The organism is Micromonospora inositola (genome assembly GCF_900090285.1).
Taxonomy (GTDB): domain Bacteria; phylum Actinomycetota; class Actinomycetes; order Mycobacteriales; family Micromonosporaceae; genus Micromonospora; species Micromonospora inositola.
The window spans coordinates 649,856-669,000 of record NZ_LT607754.1; the positions used below are offsets into that span (position 1 = coordinate 649,856).

Below are 19,145 nucleotides of genomic sequence, written 5' to 3' on the forward strand. Positions count from 1 at the left end.
ACCCGCGTACCAACGAGTAGGTTCGGCGGCGTGAGCGTGGCAGTGAGCACCGACCCGGAACGTATCGGCTTCGACCCCGCCCGGCTGGCGCGGATCGACGAGCACTTCGGCAGGTACGTCGACGACGGCCGGCTCGCCGGCTGGCAGATCGTCGTCACCCGCCGGGGCGAGATCGCCCACTCGTCGACCTACGGACTGCGGGACCGGGAGGCCGGCGCCCCGGTGGAGTCGGACACGCTCTGGCGCATCTACTCGATGACCAAGCCGATCACCTCGGTCGCGGCCATGATGCTCTGGGAGGAGGGCCGGTTCGAGCTGACCGACCCGATCAGCCGCTGGCTGCCCGAGTTCGCCGACGTCCGGGTCTACGACAGGGGCTCGGTCCTCAAGCCGTACACGGTGCCGGCGGTCGAGCCGATCCGGATCTGGCACCTGCTCACCCACACCGCCGGCCTGACGTACGGCTTCGCCCAGAGCACGGTGGTCGACGGCCTGTACCGGTCGGCGGGCTTCGACCTGGGCGTGCCGGCGGGCGCGGACCTGGCGGCGGCCTCGGCCGGCCTGGCCCGGCTGCCGCTGCTCTTCCAGCCGGGCACGAGCTGGAACTACGGGGTCTCCACCGACGTGCTGGGCCGGCTGGTCGAGGTGGTCTCCGGGCAGCGCCTGGACGCCTTCTTCACCGAGCGGATCCTCCGGCCGCTGGGCATGACGGACACCCGCTGGTGGGTCGACGAGCCGGAGTCGAAGCGGCTGGCCGCCCTCTACGCCCCGCACCCGGCGACCGGGCAGGCGGTCCGCGCCGACGGCGTCGGCCGGGCGGCGCTGGCCGAGCCGAGCTGGTTCTCCGGGGGCGGCGGGCTGGTCTCCACCGCCGCCGACTACCACCGCTTCACCCAGTTCCTGCTGCGCGGCGGCGAGCTGGACGGGGTACGCCTGCTGGGCCCGCGGACGCTGCGCTTCATGACCCGCAACCACCTGCCCGACGGCCGCGACCTGGCCTCGTTCTCGCCGGACGGCTTCGCCGAGACGGTGCTCGACGGGATCGGCTTCGGTCTCGGCTTCGCCGTGGTGCTGGACCCGGTCCCGGCCCGGGTGCCGAGCAGCGTCGGGGAGTTCTACTGGGGCGGCCTGGCCAGCACCGCGTTCTGGGTGGACCCGGTGGAGGAGGTCACCGCGCTGCTCTTCACCCAGCTCATGCCGTCGAGCACGTACCCGCTGCGCTCGCAGCTGCGTCAGCTGGTCTACTCCGCGCTGATCGACTGACCGATCCGGGGCGCGCCCGGCCAGGATCGCCGTTACGGCACCGGCCGGGCGGCCCGCTCCATAGCCTGGGAGACGAGGCAGGTCGGGGCGGGAGGCGGTCAGGCCATGAGCAACATCGTCGTGTTCGGCGCCGGCGGCACCGCGGGGTCGCGGATCACCGCCGAGGCGGTCGAGCGGGGTCACCGGGTCACCGCGGCGGTGCGCCGCCCGGAGGCGACGAGCTACCTGCCGGCCGGGGTGCGTACGGTCACCGGCGACGCGACCTCGGCGCGGAGCGTCCGGGAGCTGGCCGAGGACACCGACGTGTTCGTGGTGGCGATCGGCGGCGGTGAGCGGACGCTGTGGCGGGACGCCGCGCAGACCCTGGTGAACACCCTGCGCGAGTTGCCCGATCCGCCCCGGGTGATCCACATCGGCGGCGGCGCGACGCTGCTGACCCCGAAGGACACCCCGTTCCTCGAGGAGCCGGGCTTCCCGGACGAGTACCGGGATTCGGCCGAGGGCCAGGCCGACGCGCTCGCCGTCTACCGCTCCGCCGCTGAGGGCGTGACCTGGACCTACGTCTCCCCGCCGCCGTTGGAGTTCCACCCGGGCGAGCGCACCGGCCACTACCGCACCGGCACCGACCACCCGGTGACCGACGCCCAGGGTCGCTCGGTGCTGACCTACGAGGACCTGGCGGTGGCGATCGTGGACGAGATCGAGAGCCCGCGGTTCCCGAACGCCCGCTTCACCGCCGCGTACTAGTCGGCGAGCCGGGCAGGGAAGCCGCCGGTGGCGACCGGTCCCCAGCTGTCGATGGTGACCCGGATCAACGACTTGCCCTGCTTGGCCATCGCCGCCCGGTACTCGTCCCAGTCCGGGTGCTCGCCGGAGATGCTGCGGAAGTACTCGACCAGTGGTTCGACCGCCTCGGGCAGGTCGAGCACCTCGGCGGTGCCGTCGACCTGCACCCAGGGCCCGTTCCAGTCGTCGGAGAGCACGCAGGCGGAGACCCGGGGGTCGCGCCGGATGTTGGTCACCTTCGCCCGCTCCGGGTAGGTGGAGATCACCAGCCGGCCCGCGCCGTCCACCCCGCAGGAGACCGGCGAGGACTGCGGCCGGCCGTCGGCGCGGGTGGTCATCAGCACGACCTTGTGCCGGGGACGGAGGAACTCGATGAGGGCGTCCCGGTCGACCCGGGTGTTACTCGCGATGCTGCGTGCCATGCGTCGGTTCTACCAGGCCCCCGGCCCGCCGCCCGGGTGCGCCCCGGCCGGGCGGCGCGGCGTCACCGGGGGTGGTCGGCGACGCGGCGCGGGGAGGGCTGCGCCGGCACCCGGGGGCGGACCGCCGGCCGCCAGGCCCGGCCGTTGGCGTAGATCACCCGGAAGCCGAGGTACGACGCCAGCGGCGCCCAGTGCGCCGAGCCCATCCGCAGCTCGGCGGCGTTGTGTCGCTGACCGTTGGCGAGCACGTCGAGCAGCACGGTCTCGAAGGCGGCCGATTCGACCCAGTCGACCTCGCGGGTGAATCCGCAGATCAGCGCCGCCCCGGTCACGTCGAGGAAATCCCGCAGCACGGCGTCGGAGGCGCGCAGCACCGAGCAGCTGCCGAAGTAGAGCCGTCGCCCCTCGCACCGGCCGGCCATCCGTTCGGCGACGTCGGCCAGCTCGACCGAGTCCCAGTCGGTGAGGCAGAGCCGGCTCGGTTCGCCGTGCATGGCGAAGAAGCCGACCCGGTAGTCGGCGTACTGCTTGAGCAGCCAGCGATCGAGGAAGTAGAAGAGTTCGTCGTGGGTGGCCGCGTCCTTGTGGATGAACCGGATCCGACCGAGCCGTTCGAGCAGTTCCAGCGTGGGCAGGACGGACCCGCGTTCGTTGAGGTCCCGGTGCCACTGGCCCTCGATGCAGAAGACGCCACCGCGCGCCACGCCCACCTCCCCGTTCGCGGAGCCCGGCGCAGACGTTACCGGCCCCGGGTCACGAGCCGGCATCACCCTTGGTGGCCCCGAACCGCCGGCTCCGTCACCTCTGCGCATTCCCGGACGGCTTCGACGCGGACGGTCCGAATGGGCGTTTCGGAATTCGGTGCAATTCACAGGCGGCACTCAGGAACAACCAATTATGAGGACTATTCTGGTTATTAGCCGCCAATCCCCCGACACGCTGTCAGAGTGGAAGGGACAGGACGTCCCGGCCGATGCCCTGATCACCATCCCATTGGCTCTTCTATCGGGAGGACTTCTGTGCGCGTGAACACCTTGAAGCGGGCGGTCGTCGCGTTCGCCCTGGCGTTGCCCGGGGCTGCGATCGCCACGCTGGTCGCCGCGCCGGCGGCCCACGCCGACGGCTGCTACACCTGGCAACGGACCCTGTCCCAGGGGCGTTCCGGCGCGGACGTCCGCCAGTTGCAGATCCGGGTGGCCGGCTGGGCCGCGTACCGGGACATCGTTGCCGTCGACGGCAGCTACGGACCGGAGACCGCCGCCGCGGTCCGGCGCTTCCAGTCCGCGTACGGGCTGCGCGCCGACGGCATCGCCGGCCCGCAGACCTTCGCCAAGATCTACGAACTCCAGGACAGCGACTGCACGCCGAAGCACTTCAGCTACAGCGAACTGGACAACGGCTGCGGCAAGGGCGGGTGGAGCGGGGGCCCGCTCTCGCCGAGCGCCACCAGGGAGACGGCGGTACGCACCATGTGGAAGCTGGAGGCGCTGCGGCGCAGCCTCGGCGACAAGCCGCTCTACGTGAACAGCGGCTTCCGCAGCATCGCCTGCAACAACCAGGTCGGCGGGGCGTCGGACAGTCAGCACCTCTACGGCAACGCCGCCGACCTGACCTCGCGCAGCTCCTCGCTGTGCCAGCTGGCCCGCACGGCCCGCAGCCGGGGCTTCAGCGGCATCTACGGTCCCGGCTACCCCGGCCACGGGAACCACGTCCACGTGGACTCCCGCCGGGAGAACAACAGCGACCGGAGCCGGAGCACGACCAGCTGGTCCGCGTCGAACTGCGGAATCTGACCGCCGCCGGCAACATGCAGCCGGCGGACGTGGACGGCGGCCCGGCGCAGGGGTGGGGGACCCTGCGGCCGGGCCGCCGTCGTGCCACCCCGGGCCACGGGCTGTCGGGCGCGCCCCGATCAGCTCGCCCGGGGCCAGCGCGGCCTGGTGGCGGGAGGCGCCACCGGCCGACCGGTACCGCCGGGCCGGATGGCGGGCCGCACCCCAGGTGCGACGACCCGGCCGGCCTGGCCGCGCGGGGACTGGGTGACCGGGGCCGGCCGACGCGCGGACGCCGGCCCGGTCAGCACGAACGGGAAGGGCACGTGCACGAACGGGTTGCCGTGCCGCACCAGCGCGTCGATCTGCCGCTCGTTGAGGCCGTGGACCTCCAGCACCCGCCGGCCCCAACGGTGCAGCCGGCAGGGGTACGACGCGCCGTCGTTGCGGCACTTCGGTCCGGCGGGCCACTCCTCGGCGGCGTGCACCACCACCGCCCGGACCGCGAGCCGGACATCCTCGGGGGTCAGCGGCGCCGGCACCGGCACCTCGCCCAGAATCTGATCGATGGGATCCGTCGACTGCTCACCAACTCGCACGGCAGGCCTCCCGCAGCTCGGCAGCGGTGCGGCTGACCCGCCACACCACATCCTCGCCCACTGGTACGGCCGCCGGCCGGCAGGAGTTCAATCCCGACGTGCTTCGCCACCGGAGCCGGTAGCGTTTCCGGCGGGACAGCGAGGCCGGGAGCAGGCGATGACCGATCCCCGGATCACCACCCGGGAGATCCCCGGGCAGCTCGTCGCCGCGACCCGGTTCTCCGGCCGGTGGACCACGCGGGCGTTCGAGGTGCGGTCGACCGCGCTGGGCCGGGCGGTCGCCGCCGCCGGGTTCCAGCCCGCCGGCGCGGTCCGGTACGCCCGCTTCGACCCGCCGTGGAAGCCGTGGTTCCTGCGCCGTAACGAGGTCGCGCTCCCCGTCGCCGAATAGGTCGGCGGCCGGCGCGGTCGCCGGGCCACCCTTAGACTCCCGGTGTCCCGCCCCCGGCCCAGATGGGAAGTCCCGTGCATCGCTGGCCCGCCGCCCTTGCCCTGGTCCTGCTGCTCTCCGGCTGCGGCGGCGGAATCGAACGGACGGCGCAGCTGCCGGCCTGGCAGACTCCCTCGCCGACGGCCCCGGCCCCGCTGGCCGCGAAGGAGGCCAAGGGCCGCTACCTGGCGATCGTGGCGCCGTACAACACGGCGCTGGAGGAGCTGCAGGAGGCGATGAAGGCCGGCAAGCCGTGGCGGACGGTCCGCACCCTGGCCCGTGCGGTCGCCACCACCAACGCCGCGCACGCGGAGCAGCTGCGGACGACCGCCTGGCCGGCGAAGGCGCAGGCCCCGGTCGCGGCGCTGCTCAAGGAGAACGACCTGGCGCTGCCGCACTGGAAGCTGGCCGGCGAGGCGACGGGCGCCGCCGCGCTGATGCGGGAGATCCGCGCGGCCGCCGCGCACGACGGCGGCGCGCAGGCGAACAAGGTACGCGCCAGCCTCGGCCTGCCCGTCTACAAGAAGCCCTGAGCCGCCCGGCCGTCCCGAGGCGCGGCGGAATCCGGGTTCCGAAGCGTACGCACCACCCCGGTCACGGCGGTGGGCCCGTGCCGCCGTGCGGCACGGGCCCACCCGGTGGTGGTACGGCCTACTTCTTGTTGCCGGTGTTGTTCACCCGGAAGGTGTAGTCCGCGTCGAGGAAGGTGAGGTCGCCGGTCGGCAGGTTGGAGACCAGGACAGCGAAGTCGTCCTGGTTGCCGCTGGCGCACTTCGTGTTGAGGTTGCTGGCGGTGAACTGGTCACCGGTGAACCGGTAGACCCAGTTGCCCGCGCCGTCGGTGGTCTCCCCCGCCGAGGTGGCGCCCGGGGTGAGGTCGCAGTGGCTGACCACCTGGACGGTCCAGTTGTTGTCCTGCACGCCGGTGGTGGTGAACCAGTTGCCCGGCGCCGAGGTGAGGGTCGCGGCGGCGCCGTTGACCCGGACGTCGTCGACGAACCAGCCGGTGTCCAGGTAGGCGGCGTCGGTGGAGTAACGGAACCGCACGTCGGTGGCGCCGGCCGGCAGGTTGGCGGTGAGGTGCACGTAGACCGGGTCGTCGACGAAGTACTCGCCGCCGGAGGTGCCGGTGAGACCGTTGCCCTCGGTGTTGTTGCCGTGCGGGTCGTCGTTGGTGGTGACGACCTGGTTGGCGTCGTTGCGCAACGGGACGGTGACCCAGTCGCCGTTCACCAGGGCCTCGACGAAGCCGTAGTCCCAGCCCTCCTCGATGAAGTTCCAGCTCCAGAAGTCCAGCGAGCCGACCGTGCCGCTGGTGTTCACCTCGAGGATGTTGTCGTTCTGGCTCTCGTAGCCGGCGTACCAGTGGGTGGTGCCGGTGTGCGGGGCGATGACCGTCTCGTCGTCGCCGTCGAAGGCCAGCGCGACGGTCGGGCCGGGGTTGCGGAACCGCTCGACGGACATGCCGAACGGCACGGCGGTGGTGTCCGGTCGGTTCTTCAGCCGGGCCCACTTGGCCTCCGGGGTGGCGCCGTTGTAGCTGCCCCGGCCGGCCCAGAAGACGTCGTCGGCGATGTCGATGGTCCACGAGGTGTCGGCCGGATCACCGAAGTTGAACGCCTTGATGTCGTAGATCGGCGAGTCCTCGTCGTCCAGGTAGACCGCCACCGACCAGTCGCGGAACAGGTCCGCCGCGCTGCGCAGGTGCGCGCCGGTCGCCGCGTTGAAGTCGTCGATGGCGTTCTGCACGCCGGTCATGCCGTCGGCCTGCTCCTCGAAGATGGTCTTGATGAGCAGGTCACCGGCCTTGCCGTCGTACTGCTTGTCGGGGGTGTAGGTGCCGTCGCCGTTGCCGCCGGCCTGCTCCCACAGGTACTGGAAGTAGGTGAACGAGGCGCCGTAGTTGGCCAGCGTCCCACCCCACCGGGTCAGCGAGGTCTCCTCGTAGAAGACCTGCTGGTTGCTCAGGTGCGAGCCGCCGGCGTCCAGGCCGTTGAGGAAGATGGCGAAGTCGGCCAGGCCCTCATCGACCCAGGAGAGTTCGCCGGGGTCGCTGTAGTTGTGCAGCAGGTGCTGGAGCTCGTGGGCGACGGTGCCCTCGTACAGCTCGGGGCGGTCGTTGGCCGGGTTGGTGTCACGCCACGGCGAGGTGTTCGGCCCGACCCGGTTGGCCCAGTCGAGGGCGTCGACCACGATCACGTTCATCCCGACGCTGTCGATGAAGTCGGGAGCGAAGTACCCGGCCGTGTACGACGTCTGCGAGCAGTCGTAGTACGCGTCGTCCTGGATGTTGTAGAGCACCATCACCAGCGAGTCGCTGGCCGGCTCGGCGGGGTCCGCGGCCTGCATCGGGCCGAAGTGCTCCTCGTCCACCGCGACGATCTGGTGGGCGAGCTTGTCGCCGACGTAGTCGATCTCCGCCCTGGTGAGGGTGAACTGCGCCGCCGTGGCGGTGGCGCACGGGGTGAACCCGTCGCCCGGGTTGTGGTCGAACTGCGGGTCGAGGCTGGCCACGCCGGCCGGTGCGGTGCCGTCGAGCGGGGTCCCCTTGGGAACGTAGATGTAGACCGGGGTGCCGTCGGGCGTGGTGTTGGCGTACACCCGGGTGAAGTCCTGGTTGTAGGTCCCGCCCGCCGCGCTGTCGTTGATCGGTAGCGTGATGGTCGGTTCGCCGGGAAGGTTCTCGTGATCGTTGGCCTGGGCCGGGGCCGAGACCGTGAAGGCGAGCGCTGTCACGCCCGCCACTGCGGCCGCGATCCGGCTCGGTCGTCTCATTCGCACGCGGATGCCTCCTGCCGATGAGGCGGTGATCAGCTCCGGCCACCGCCGTCAGGTAACACGTCCGTCCCCTGCGGATACTGCGCGAAGCAGCAGCTGAGCAGGGGATTGTTGACTTCAGGCAACCATTTGGGACGGTCGGTTGCGAAGCGGCGGCAGGTCACAACTGCGGCACGAACGGCCGTCGCCCGCCGCCGTAAGGACGATTGCCGCGCGGCGTCCGGCGGTCCCGGGCGGTCCACTCGTCCCGGCTACCGCTACCGTTCCCGGTCGGGGAGGTGCCGGTGTACGTCGTATCGGTGATCAATTACAAGGGCGGGGTGGGCAAGACCACCATGACCGCCAACCTCGGGGCCGAGCTGGCCAACCGGGGGATGAAGGTGCTGCTGATCGACCTCGATCCGCAGGCCAGCCTGACGTTCAGCTTCTACGAGCCGGACGACTGGCGGGACCGGCTGCGCGACAGCCGCACCGTCAAGCGCTGGTACGACGGGCTGCGCGGGGACACCCCGGGGGTCACCCTCGGCGAGCTGGTGGTCTCCCCCGGCCCGGCGAACGCGCACCTCAAGGGCGCCGGCCGGCTGGACCTGATCGCGTCCCACCTGCAGCTCGTCGACATCGACCTGGCGCTGGCCCGGAGCGTGGCCGACGGCGACGAGTACGACGCCGAGCTGTTCCGGGTGCGGGGCTCGCTGGCCGAGGGGCTGCACGACGAGGCGCTGGACCCGTACGACCTGGTGCTGATCGACTGCCCGCCGAACTTCAACGTGGTGACCCAGTCGGCGATCATCGCCAGCGACCACCTGCTCATCCCGGCGAAGGCCGACTACCTCTCCACCCTCGGCATCGACTATCTGCACGGCAACGTCCGGGAGCTGGTCGACCGGTACAACGCCGACTCCCGCCGGTTCGCGAAGATCCGCCGGCACCACAAGGTCGCGCCGGGCATCGCCGGCGTCGTGTTCACGATGATCCAGCTGATGGCGCAGCGGCCGATCGCCGCCCACCAGGGCTACATGGACCAGGTGCGGGCGCTCGGCGTACCGGTCTTCCCGACCGCGCTGCGGGAGAACGTCACGCTCTTCGCCACGAACACGCCGCGCGGGGTGCCGGTGGTGCTGCGGGACCGGATCACCGCCCCGCCGGTCCGCGAGGAGCTGCGGCAGATCACCACCGAGTTCCTCGCCCACCTCCAGCCCGCCGGAGCCACGGCATGACCGACCCGACGCGCACCGCCCTGGCCCGGGTCGCCGAGTTCCTGACCGGTCTGTCGGCGGCGGACCTCACCGCGCTCGCCGAGGGGCGGGCCCGGCTGGCGTTGGTCCCGGCCGGGGGCGTCACGCCAACTGGTCCCGTCGCCTCCCCGGCCCTGGCGACCGCCGCCGGGACGACCACCGTCGCGGCGCCGACCGGCGCCGCCGCCCCGCGGGCCACGCGGCCGGTGGCGGCGTCCGCCGTGGACACCGAGCACGCCTACGCGGCGCTCGCCGCCATGTCGCGGCGCGACGACGGTACGGCGTACCTGTCGTCGTGGACGACCCGGGACCTGCGGGCGCTGGCCGCGCGGACGGGGCTGCGCGGGGTCACCGGACTGCGGAAAATGGAGCTGGTCGATCGGATCGTCGACCGCACCATCGGCTTCCGGCTCGACTCCACCGCCATCCGCCAGCGCTGAGGCACGACGCCCCGGCGCAGCGACCCCCAGGAGGGCCCGCTACCTGGCGCTCCGTCACCAGGTACCACCGGACGAGCCGACCGCGCCCGCCCCGGCGGCCGGCGCGGGCGCCGGTATATCGCGCAACGGGTTCCAGCCCGGCCGGCGGCGACACGCCGCCCCGACCGCCGCCGAGGCGCGCTCCCCCACGGGCTCAGCGGTGGGTCAGGTAGTCACGGGCGATCTGCCGCAGCCGGGCGTGCGTCCCCTCGTACGTGCTCGCCCCGCCGAGGTAGCGCTTGGCCACCTTGGCGACCATCGTGTAGTTCGGGTCGCAGACGTTGCCCACCGGCGCCTCGCCGGCCTGGCTGATCAGCTGGTACGCGTCGAGCTGGTCCAGGCCGACCAGCTCGGCCGTCCAGGTGACCAGGTCGTGCTGGCTGATCCGGTACGCGTCCTCCAGCGGCCGGGCCGAGCCGGTGCACATCAACGCGTCGTCGGACTCCAGGCGCGGCCACGGGGTGCCGGCGCCCTTGATGACGTCGACCACGATCGTGGTGTTCATGGCCGCCTCCACGGCGGTGCCGCAGACCTCGCCGTGGCCCTGCCGGCAGTGGCCGTCCCCGAGGGCGAACAGGGCTCCCGGCACGTTGACGCCGAAGTAGGCGGTGACCCCGGTCCGCAGCTCGGGGGTGTCCATGTTCCCGCCGTGGGCGTCCGGGGTGATCGTCATGCGCGCCTCGAAGGCGCCGGGCGCCACGCCGACGGTGCCGTGCATCGGGTCCAGCGGCAGTTCGACCGTGAAGTCGCCGCGCCGGGCGCGGTAGGTGACCGTGCCGGCGGCCACGTCGACGTCGTAGCGCCAGACGACCTCGTCGAGCGGGGGATGCAGGGTGGCGGTGGCGTGGGTGCCGGTGAGCGCCCCGAAATGCGGGAAGGTGGTGGAGACCGCCCAGTCCCGGGCCGGTTCGATGGCGACGAAGTGGACGGCGAGGGTGTCCCCCGGTTCGGCGCCCTCGATGTGGATCGGGCCGGTCACCGGGTTGAGGTACGGGAACTCGCACACCCGCGACGGCAGGTCGTCCACCCCGCGTACCCGCCCGCCGAAGCAGTCCTCGGTGTAGAGCTCCAGGATCGTGCCCGGCCGTACCCGGCGCACCGGTTCCCGCCCGCCGAAGGTGTACGACAGTTCGTCCGGCTCGGGCCGGTACTTCACCACTTCGGTCATGCGCCCTCCTTCACGGGCTCGTCGGTGGGCTCGGGCGCGGCGTCGGCCAGGGCGGGGAGTTCGGGGCGCCGGCCGGTGGCGTAGAAGGTCAGCAGGACCAGCACCCCGATGCCCAGCCAGACGAAGCCGAGCACCTGGGCGGCGACCTTGGCATTGATCACGACGAAGAGCAGGATGACGAAGCCGACCACCGGCACGACCAGGTGGCGCAGCCAGTCCCGGCTGCCGTTACGGATCACGTAGTGCACCACCACGGAGACGTGCAGCGCCAGGAAGGCCGTCATCGCGCCGAAGTTGACCAGCGTGGAGAGCAGGGAGATGCCATCGTCCCGGCTCGCCATCCAGAGCCCGAGGGCCAGGGAGATGCCGGCGACCAGCAGGGTGGCGTTGGCCGGCACCCGGTGCCGGGCGTTGACCCGCGCCAGCACCCGGGGCATCTGCCCGTCCCGGGCCATCGCGTACAGCAGGCGAGAGGTGGCGGCCTGCGCCACCAGCGAGTTGGCGAAGCCCCAGGCGATCGCGGTGGCCAGGGCGGTGAGCCCGGCCAGCCAGCCGCCGCCGGCCACCCGGGCGGCATCGTAGAACGCCGTGCCCTCCGGGTCGCCGTTGGCCAGCAGGTCCGCCGAGTCGGTTACGAGCAGCGCGGCGACCCAGGTCTGCACGATGAACAGGGTGCCGGCGAGCAGCAACGCCGCCACCATGGCCCGGCCGATCTGGCGGGCCTCCTCCCGGCTCTCCTCGGCGAGCATGGAGATGCCGTCGAAGCCGAGGAAGGAGAGCACGGCGATCGACACCGCGCCGAACACCAGCGGCCAGGAGAACGTTCCGGAGTCGAAGAGCGGGCGCAGGCTGAACCCGTCGCCCTTGCCCTGGGCGACTGCCACCACGCCGACCACCAGGAAGATCGCCAGGATGACCAGTTCGGCCGCCAGCATGACCCGGTTGACCCGGGCGGTCATCCGGATGCCCAGGAAGTTGACCACGGTGTTGAGCACCACGAAGGCGGCCAGCCACACCCACACCGGCACGGCCGGCACGAGCGAGTGCATGGCCACACTGGCCACCAGGTAGAGAAGCCCGGGCACCAGGATGTAGTCGAGCAGGATCACCCAGCCGGCGAGGAAGCCGACCGGTGGGGCGATGCCGCGGCCGGCGTAGCTGTAGACCGAGCCGGCCATCGGGAAGGCCTTGACCATCTGCGCGTACGACAGGGCGGTGAACATCATCGCGACCATGCCGATGAGGTAGGCCAGCGCCACCATGCCGCCGGAGCCGGCGTAGACGCTGCCGAAGATGCCGAACGGGGCGATCGGCACCATGAAGATCAGACCGTAGACCAGCAGGTCCGTGAAGCTCAGCGAGCGGCTCAGCTCCTGCCGGTAGCCGAAGCGCTCGATGGGGGTGGCAGCCTCGCCAGGGGGTCGGGTCACCGACGTCTCCTATCCGCTCATGACGGGAAGGGGCAGGGTGGAGTCACGTGATGGAGCGGCGGGTGTGGACCGGAGAAAGTGAGACGGGTTTCACTATTGATTAACTTCTACGCTCCGCCGGTCGCCGGGTCAACCGTCGGCGGGGCCACGCCGGCTCCGCGCGGACTGCCTAGGCTGAACCGGGACGCACATCGAGACGAGGAGGCGGGATGGCAGACCGAAAGGCTGGCGCGAGCCGGTACGTGGCCGTGCTGCGCGGGGTCAACGTCGGCACCACCCGGATCGCGATGGCCGACCTGCGCCGGCTCGTCGCCGACCTCGGGCACGAGGACGTGAAGACCTACCTGCAGAGCGGCAACGCGGTCTTCAGCAGCACCGCGACGGACACCGCCAAGCTGGCCCGCGGCATCGAGCGGGCGATCAGCGACGAGCTGGGGCTCACCGTGCCGGTACTGGTCCGCAGCGGCGCCGAACTGGCGGCGATCGCCGAGGGCAGCCCGTATTCCGACCGGCAGCACGACCCGACCCGGCTGCTGGTGGCCTTCCTGTCGGCGCCGCCCGCGAAGACCCGCGTGGCTGCCCTGACCGTGCCGGCCGGGGAGAACGTCGAGTACACGGTGGTCGGACGGGAGATCCACCTGCACTTCCCCGACGGCGGGTACGGCCGGACGAAGTTCACCAACGCGTACCTGGAGAAGCAGCTCGGCGTGGTGGCGACCACCCGCAACTGGAAGTCGGTCTGCGCGCTGCGCGACCTGGCGGCGGGCTGAGCGGCGAGTCCACCGTCCGACTGAACTTCATCTTTAAGATCTTGTCCGGTGGTCCGCGGCCCCGTTACGCTGCCGGCCGCTACCTCACCTGTGAAAGGACCACTGTGACCGCTCCTGTCGCCGCCACCGCCCAGAAGTCCTGGGTGGTCGCGCTTCTGCTCTGCTTCTTCTTCGGCGTGCTCGGCGTGCACCGCTTCTACGCCGGCAAGGTCGGCACGGGGATCCTGCAGCTGATCACCTTCGGTGGCCTCGGCATCTGGACCCTGATCGACTTCATCCTGATCCTGGTCGGGTCGTTCAAGGACAAGCAGGGCCAGCCGCTCGCCAAGTGAGCACCGCGCGCAGGGGCCGGGATCGCCGATCCCGGCCCCTGCGCCGTACCCCTAGAAGTGGTACGCGCTGTGGTACTCCGGCACCACCACCCGGCTGCGCGGGGACGCCTTCCGCACGGCCGCGACCAGGTCGTCGAGGCGCTGACGGTCGCTCGGGGCGACGGTCGGCGGGTTGGTCAGCGGCGACTCGAAGTTGTCCCAGTGCACCGGCACCACGACCTTCGGGTGGTCCAGCGCCGCCATCAGCCGCGGCACGTAGTCGGCGGTCGAGGTGGTCGCCGCCGAGGCCACCATCGCCACGTCCGGCGCCAGCCCGGCAAGGTTGCGCCCGTTGAAGTCGCTGGCGCCCATGAAGAACACCGCCGGGCCGCCGGCGACCCGGATCTGGTACGCCAGGGTGTCGCCCTCGGGCAGGTCGGCGATGGTCGCCGGCTTCGGCGGCGGGGTCACCCGCACCCCGGGAAAGGCCATCGAGTACGCCCCGTTGCGGCTGTGCAGCGAGCCGACCACCTCGACGGTGTAGTCGCCGAAGTCGAGCACCTCGCCGCCCTTCACCGGGCTGAGCTGGCCGGCCGGCACCCCGTACGCCAGGCCCAGGTGGTAGGCGGTCAGCGTGCCGAAGACCCGCGCCCGGGTCCGGCCGGCGATGTACGGCACGTCGTTGAAGTGGTCCCAGTGGGTGTGCGTGACCAGCACGTTCTCGGCCCGGTCCACGTGCTGGTCGATGACGGTGGTGTTCACCTCCAGCGGGGTCTGCGGGTGGAAGGCGCCGGTGAACAGGCCGGTGTCGAAGCGGCTCAGGTACGGGTCGACCAGGACGGTCCGGTCGCCGATGTCGATCCGCCAGCCGGACGTACCCCACCAGCGGAAACTGACCGCGCCGCGGCGACGGCCGGTGGTGGCGCCGACCGGCGCGGCGGCCGGCGGCGCGGCCTGGGCCGGCGCGGTCAGCGCCGCGGCGGCGAGCCCCCCGGCCGAGACGGTGGCGGCGCCGACCGCGGCGTCCCGGAGCAGGCGGCGACGGTCGATGCCGGGGTTCTCGGGCATGGTGCGTCCTCCCCGTGAGGTTCGGTGATCGGTAGGCCCACCCCACCACCCCGACGAGCCCCGCGTCCAAGATCGACCAGCCGCACCGTCGATATCGGCCCGCATATCGGAGCAGGTCACGGCGGGTGCCGGCGGGTCGGACCGGTCCGAAACTCAGCCGCCGCGCAGGGCCTCGACGGCCACCCGGGCGGCCTCGCCCATCGCCAGGTCCACGTCGATCCGGCGGGTGTCGAGCCGCTCGGTGCGGGCGGACACCGCGATCGCGTACCGGCCGCCGTCGGGGTACTCCGCGACGCCCGCCTCCAGGTGCAGGCCCGGCAGGGTGCCGCTCTTCGCCGCGACCCGCACCCCGGGCGGGAAGCCGGAGGCGAGCCGGGTCCAGAAGAGCTGACGGCCCATCAACGCCCGGACCATGGCGCAGGCGGCGGGCGGTCCGGCCTCGTTCCGCCAGATCAGGCCGAGCAGCCGGGTCAGCTCCCGGGCGGTGCTGGACGTCGTGTGCGCCGGGTCGAGGACCCGCATCGCCCGGACCCGCTCCGGCGGCAGCGTCGGGAAGATCCGGGCGAAGTCCGCCTCGGTGCGGGCGCCGACGTCGGCGAGCATCGTCTCCACCAGCTGCCGGGGGCCACCCACGATCCGGGTACGCGGCAGCCCCAGCTCGGCGGCGAGCATCGGCACCACGTCCGGGCCGACCCGGCGCAGCAGCAGGTCGGCGGCGGTGTTGTCGCTGACCGACATGGCGAAGTAGGCCAGGTCGCGCAGGGAGACCTCGGCGTCGTCGGCGCAGCCGGCGATCCCCCAGCCGCCGAGCCGGTCCTCGGCCCGCACGAGCACCCGCTCGGTCGGGTCGAGCTGGCCGGCGGCGGCCTGCCGGGCGAACTCCAGCACCAGCAGGATCTTGAACACCGAGGCGATCACCACCTGCTCATCCGCCCGGACGGCCACCTCCCGCCCCGCGCCCCCGCCATCCAGCGGGACCACATGCAGGTTCCCCCGAATCCCCACCCGCCCGAAGATCTCCCCGACCCGCTCCCCCACACCCATCCCGCCACGCTAATCCCGCCCCCGCCCCGCCGATCTCGCACGTCGGGCCCGCGCCTCCCGGGTGTCGGTTGGTGGCTGGCTCTGGCCGCGCCGTGGTTGTGCCGCCGGCAACCGCCACGGGATCCGATCGGGCTCCTGCCAAACAGCCGCCAACTCGAGCCGTGGGCCGTCAGGTCCGGCGCACCCGGCGCCACAGCAGGAGGGCGGCGCCGAGGACGACGGTGGCGACGGGGATCGTCAGGGTGGCCGGCCAGGGGCCGCGCTGCGGGCGGCCGGCGTGCCGGACGGTCAGGTCGGGCAGCAGGCCGGTGGCGAGCTGCAGGTCGAACACCTGGCAGGTCTGCATGCCCAGTTCGCAGCTGTCGCCCGTGTCGAAGCGGGACAGTGTCCGGCGGGTGCCGGCGCCGAGCTGCACCTCGGTCAGCGACAGCTGCCCCGCGGCGTTCGCGGTCGCGGCGACCACGCTGCCCGCCGAGCGCCAGCCCAGGAGCTGCACGACGTCCTGGACCGGCGCCGGCGGCGGCGTGCCGCCGGCGGTGATGGCTACGAAGCCGACGTTGCCGGGGATCGACAGGAACACGCCGTGGTTGGTGTTGCCGCCGACGGTACCGTCGAATGGCCCGTCCGCGGCCCATGGCACGGTGGCGAGGAACCTGCCGTCCGGCGACCAGCCGACATTGGCGGCCAGCTCGCGCCCGGCCGTGATGTGGACGCTGCCGGACTCGCGGCCGTCGAGGTCGATGAGGTGGGCCTCCTGACCGACCTGCACGGCGAGCCGGCGACTGTCCGGCGCGAACGCCGCCGTCCACGCTGGCTTGATCGCCGGCAGTTCGGTGCTGCGTCCGGTCGACAGGTCGAGCAGCCGCAGCGTGCCGGTGCGAGCCACCTCGGGTTCGACGAAGTTGACGCTGCCGAACTCGCCGGAGCCGGTGAGGGGCGCGGCACTGTAGGCCACGTAGCGGCCGTCGGGGGACCAGGCCAGCAGCCGCACGCCGACCGGGCCGCCGAGCGGGATCGACCGGCGCTTGCCGGCGGCCAGGTCGACGAGGACCAGGTCGTCGGTCGCGCCGCGGTCGTCGCCGAGCAGCACGCCGGTGCCGTCCGGGGCGAGCAGCGCAGACGGGCGGTTGCGCTCCTGCAGGGCGTCGACCTGCCGGTACGTGTCCCGGTCGGCCCCGACGACCAGCGGCTGGAACATGTTGAACAGTTCGCCGTTGCCGTAGCCGTAGAGGGCGATCGCGCGGCCGGGCGGGGTCTTGGTGACGGTGCTGGTGAGCAGCGAATACCCGGCGAAGCGGTCCGGCAGGCCGGGCTTCTTCGACGGGGCGCCCGGCTGGGCAGGAAGCTGCACGCCGGGCACGACCAGGACGGCGAGGGCGAGCACGACGACCGCCCACACTGCGGCGGTGCCGATCCGCCGCCGGCGGGCCGAGCGGCGGCCCAGGGTGAGCACGGTGTCCAGATAGCCGGCCGGCATCGGCGGCGCCGGCTCGTCCGGCAGGGTGGCGAACAGGTCTCTCATGGGATGTCCGACCCTCCCGGCACGTAGTTCGGCAGCAGGCGTCGCAGCGCCGCGATGGCGTACGACGTCTGGCTCTTGACGGTCCCGGTCGAGCAGCCCAGCGCCGCCGCGGTCCGGGCGACGTCGAGGTCCTCCCAGTAGCGCAGGACCAGCACCGCGCGCTGCCCGCGGGACAGCTTGCCGAGCGCGGCCAGCAGGTCGATGCGGTGTTCGGCGCCGGTCAGCGGTGTAGCCGAGGGCCCGGCCACGTCGGCGGCGGGGCGGACCCGGCGGGTCCAGGTGCGCTCCCGCTCGGCCAGGTAGGCGTGGACCAGCATCGCCCGCACGTAGGCGTCGATCGAGTCCGCCGCCGACGCCTTCCGCCAGTGCCGGTACAGCGCGACAAGACACTCCTGCACCAGATCGTCAGCGGCCGACCACTCTCCGCACAGCCTGTGTGCAAGCCGCCGCAGCGACGGCGTGCGCGCCTGCACGTAGTCGACGTATTCCCGTTCATCCCGCAACCCGGCCTCCCAGCAACACTATGAGTGGTCCGGGACCCGATTCGGTTGTGGCTTCAGCGCCAAACTTACGAACCCGGGCTGGAGTATTAGGGTGCGGGGGTGGACCTGCTGCGGCATCTGCGGCACTTCGTGGTCGTCGCGCGGGAGTTGCACTTCGGGCGGGCGGCCGAGGAGCTGGGGATGGCCCAGCCGCCGCTGAGCCAGTCGATCCAACGGCTGGAGCGGGAGCTCGGGGTCGAGCTGTTCGACCGGTCCCGGCGACAGGTCCGGCTCACCACCGCCGGTCAGCTGCTGCTCGGCGAGGCCGACGAGCTGCTCGCCGGGGAGCAGCGGTTGCGCAACCTCATCCACCAGGTACGCCGGGGCGCGCTGGGCGTGCTGCGGGCCGACGTACCGCCGGAGACCCCGGCGGTGACCCTGCGGGCGCTGCTGGACCGGCTCGCCGCCAAGGCGCCCGGGCTGGAGGTCGACCTGCACGAGCTGACCAGCGCCGAGCAGGTCCGGATGCTCGCCGAGGGTGGGCTCGACGCGGGGCTGCTGCACCATCCGGTGGACCCGGCCGGGCTGCGGTTCGGCCCGGCGGTCGACGTACCGCTGGGGGTGCTGCTGCCGCGGGCCTCGCCGCTGGCCCGGGGCCGGCAGGTCGACCTGGCCGAGCTGGCCGGGCTGGACCTGGTCACCGCGCCCCCGGCGACCGCGCCCGGCCTGCACGACCACGTCCTGGCGGTCTGCCGGCGGTACGGCTTCACGCCCGGCCGGGTGCGGCACGCCCGCAACCCGGAGTTCCTCTTCGGGCTGGTGCTGGCCGGCGGCGCGGTGGCCCTCGAGCCGGCGGCGCTGGCCCGCCGGGAACCCCGGATCGCCTGGCGGCCGGTGGTCGGGGCGCCGCTGGTGAAGCGCACGTCGGCAGCCTGGCCGGACCGGTCGCCGCACCCGGCCGCGCCGTACGGCTGCTACCACCGCCTGCACGCACCCCACCTGGAATGAGCCGGTCGCCCTTGGGAAAGACCCAGGCGTACGACCCGGGAGATTTGAGTTCCAAGTCACTTTTGCGGGTCGGCGCGCTATACCCATAAGGAGGTTATGCATAATGGGGTTATGCACTCGAATGCCTCCGGCACTGACCTGGTTGTGGTGCTCGAGCACCTCGTGACGCTCATCCGCCAGGTCTCCACCGCCGGCGGTCTCAGCACGGCAGCCTCGTCCGCCCTGAACCGCCTCGGACGTGACGGACCCCACAGGCTGACGGAGCTGGCTCACGCCCAGGGCGTCTCCCAGCCAGGGATGACGCAGCTGGTTACCCGCATGGAACGCGAGGGCCTGGTGCGCCGCACCGCGAACCGCGGCGACCGGCGCGGCGTGGTGGTGGAGGCGACCGACGCCGGCCTCGACCTCCTCAGGCGTCGGCGTGCGGAGCGCGCCGACGCCCTGCAGCACCTGCTCGACCGACTCGATCCGCAGGATCAGGCCGCTATCGCCGCCGCACTACCCGCGCTCGCCCGGCTCGTCGAGGCCCGGGCGTCCGACTGAATACGCGCATCGACAAACGCCACCTTCAGGAGAAC

Annotated in this window: 21 protein-coding genes; 11 read left to right on the top strand and 10 right to left on the bottom strand. The window is 72.4% G+C overall.

All coding sequences use genetic code 11. The features are described from left to right. Positions 1-30: 30 nt before the first annotated feature. Both GA0070613_RS03040 and GA0070613_RS03045 read left to right on the top strand, forming a co-directional pair. Complete coding sequence (locus GA0070613_RS03040; protein ID WP_089010883.1) at positions 31-1,263, top strand: serine hydrolase domain-containing protein; 1,233 nt, start codon at positions 31-33, stop codon at positions 1,261-1,263. A 105-nt stretch (positions 1,264-1,368) separates the two neighbouring features. Continuing rightward, a complete protein-coding gene (locus tag GA0070613_RS03045; protein WP_089010884.1) occupies positions 1,369-2,010 on the top strand; it encodes an NAD(P)-dependent oxidoreductase in 642 nt (213 codons plus the stop codon). On the opposite strand, the gene GA0070613_RS03050 is transcribed toward GA0070613_RS03045, so the two are convergent. Then, positions 2,007-2,471 carry a PPOX class F420-dependent oxidoreductase gene (locus GA0070613_RS03050; protein ID WP_089010885.1) on the bottom strand — a complete coding sequence of 155 codons (465 nt, stop codon included), beginning with the start codon at positions 2,469-2,471 and terminating at the stop codon, positions 2,007-2,009. The two genes, GA0070613_RS03045 and GA0070613_RS03050, sit on opposite strands and share 4 nt — an antisense overlap. Before the next feature lie 62 nt (positions 2,472-2,533). After that, positions 2,534-3,175 carry a DUF6642 family protein gene (locus GA0070613_RS03055; RefSeq protein WP_089015712.1) on the bottom strand — a complete coding sequence of 214 codons (642 nt, stop codon included), beginning with the start codon at positions 3,173-3,175 and terminating at the stop codon, positions 2,534-2,536. Between the two features lie 315 nt (positions 3,176-3,490). Between GA0070613_RS03055 and GA0070613_RS03060 the strand changes: the two genes are divergently transcribed. Beyond that, positions 3,491-4,264, top strand: a complete 774-nt coding sequence (locus GA0070613_RS03060) for a D-Ala-D-Ala carboxypeptidase family metallohydrolase (protein WP_089010886.1) — start codon at positions 3,491-3,493, stop codon at positions 4,262-4,264. Between the two features lie 119 nt (positions 4,265-4,383). On the opposite strand, the gene GA0070613_RS03065 is transcribed toward GA0070613_RS03060, so the two are convergent. Continuing rightward, complete coding sequence (locus tag GA0070613_RS03065) at positions 4,384-4,842, bottom strand: hypothetical protein (RefSeq protein WP_089010887.1); 459 nt, start codon at positions 4,840-4,842, stop codon at positions 4,384-4,386. A gap of 157 nt (positions 4,843-4,999) precedes the next feature. Between GA0070613_RS03065 and GA0070613_RS34140 the strand changes: the two genes are divergently transcribed. Further along, positions 5,000-5,233 carry a heme-binding protein gene (locus GA0070613_RS34140; protein WP_231929648.1) on the top strand — a complete coding sequence of 78 codons (234 nt, stop codon included), beginning with the start codon at positions 5,000-5,002 and terminating at the stop codon, positions 5,231-5,233. 74 nt (positions 5,234-5,307) lie between these two features. Continuing rightward, on the top strand, positions 5,308-5,805 hold the full coding sequence (locus tag GA0070613_RS03075; RefSeq protein WP_089010888.1) for a hypothetical protein: 498 nt from the start codon (positions 5,308-5,310) through the stop codon (positions 5,803-5,805). Positions 5,806-5,923: 118 nt separating this feature from the next. Here the strand turns inward: GA0070613_RS03075 and GA0070613_RS03080 are convergent, their stop codons facing one another. Beyond that, positions 5,924-8,008: a M6 family metallopeptidase gene (locus tag GA0070613_RS03080; RefSeq protein WP_157746250.1), complete on the bottom strand. Its 2,085-nt coding sequence runs from the start codon at positions 8,006-8,008 to the stop codon at positions 5,924-5,926. A 326-nt stretch (positions 8,009-8,334) separates the two neighbouring features. Between GA0070613_RS03080 and GA0070613_RS03085 the strand changes: the two genes are divergently transcribed. Then, positions 8,335-9,267, top strand: a complete 933-nt coding sequence (locus GA0070613_RS03085) for a ParA family protein (RefSeq protein WP_157746251.1) — start codon at positions 8,335-8,337, stop codon at positions 9,265-9,267. Continuing rightward, positions 9,264-9,725 carry a hypothetical protein gene (locus GA0070613_RS31860; RefSeq protein ID WP_157746252.1) on the top strand — a complete coding sequence of 154 codons (462 nt, stop codon included), beginning with the start codon at positions 9,264-9,266 and terminating at the stop codon, positions 9,723-9,725. Before GA0070613_RS03085 ends, GA0070613_RS31860 begins: the two co-directional genes overlap by 4 nt. Before the next feature lie 193 nt (positions 9,726-9,918). Here GA0070613_RS31860 and GA0070613_RS03095 read toward each other — a convergent pair whose 3' ends face one another. Continuing rightward, on the bottom strand, positions 9,919-10,932 hold the full coding sequence (locus GA0070613_RS03095; RefSeq protein ID WP_089010892.1) for an acetamidase/formamidase family protein: 1,014 nt from the start codon (positions 10,930-10,932) through the stop codon (positions 9,919-9,921). After that, positions 10,929-12,362 carry an APC family permease gene (locus GA0070613_RS03100; protein ID WP_231929649.1) on the bottom strand — a complete coding sequence of 478 codons (1,434 nt, stop codon included), beginning with the start codon at positions 12,360-12,362 and terminating at the stop codon, positions 10,929-10,931. The genes GA0070613_RS03095 and GA0070613_RS03100 overlap by 4 nt, the downstream gene beginning before the upstream one ends. Before the next feature lie 209 nt (positions 12,363-12,571). Here GA0070613_RS03100 and GA0070613_RS03105 point away from each other — a divergent pair, with 209 nt between their 5' ends. Both GA0070613_RS03105 and GA0070613_RS03110 read left to right on the top strand, forming a co-directional pair. After that, positions 12,572-13,132, top strand: a complete 561-nt coding sequence (locus tag GA0070613_RS03105; RefSeq protein WP_089010893.1) for a DUF1697 domain-containing protein — start codon at positions 12,572-12,574, stop codon at positions 13,130-13,132. Between the two features lie 104 nt (positions 13,133-13,236). Continuing rightward, the gene (locus tag GA0070613_RS03110) at positions 13,237-13,464 is read left to right on the top strand and encodes a TM2 domain-containing protein (RefSeq protein ID WP_089010894.1); all 228 of its coding nucleotides are present in this window, start codon (positions 13,237-13,239) and stop codon (positions 13,462-13,464) included. A 51-nt stretch (positions 13,465-13,515) separates the two neighbouring features. On the opposite strand, the gene GA0070613_RS03115 is transcribed toward GA0070613_RS03110, so the two are convergent. From GA0070613_RS03115 to GA0070613_RS03130, 4 genes are all read right to left on the bottom strand, one after another. Next, complete coding sequence (locus GA0070613_RS03115; protein ID WP_089010895.1) at positions 13,516-14,511, bottom strand: MBL fold metallo-hydrolase; 996 nt, start codon at positions 14,509-14,511, stop codon at positions 13,516-13,518. A 153-nt stretch (positions 14,512-14,664) separates the two neighbouring features. Next, positions 14,665-15,555: a serine hydrolase gene (locus tag GA0070613_RS03120; protein ID WP_089010896.1), complete on the bottom strand. Its 891-nt coding sequence runs from the start codon at positions 15,553-15,555 to the stop codon at positions 14,665-14,667. Between the two features lie 169 nt (positions 15,556-15,724). Next, a complete protein-coding gene (locus tag GA0070613_RS03125; RefSeq protein ID WP_089010897.1) occupies positions 15,725-17,077 on the bottom strand; it encodes a hypothetical protein in 1,353 nt (450 codons plus the stop codon). Further along, the gene (locus GA0070613_RS03130) at positions 17,074-17,580 is read right to left on the bottom strand and encodes a SigE family RNA polymerase sigma factor (RefSeq protein ID WP_089010898.1); all 507 of its coding nucleotides are present in this window, start codon (positions 17,578-17,580) and stop codon (positions 17,074-17,076) included. The genes GA0070613_RS03125 and GA0070613_RS03130 overlap by 4 nt, the downstream gene beginning before the upstream one ends. Before the next feature lie 99 nt (positions 17,581-17,679). Here GA0070613_RS03130 and GA0070613_RS03135 point away from each other — a divergent pair, with 99 nt between their 5' ends. Then, positions 17,680-18,567 (top strand): LysR family transcriptional regulator, encoded by an 888-nt coding sequence (locus tag GA0070613_RS03135; protein WP_089010899.1) that lies wholly within the window; start codon positions 17,680-17,682, stop codon positions 18,565-18,567. 111 nt (positions 18,568-18,678) lie between these two features. Further along, a complete protein-coding gene (locus GA0070613_RS03140) occupies positions 18,679-19,110 on the top strand; it encodes a MarR family winged helix-turn-helix transcriptional regulator (RefSeq protein ID WP_197699036.1) in 432 nt (143 codons plus the stop codon). Positions 19,111-19,145: the final 35 nt, after the last annotated feature.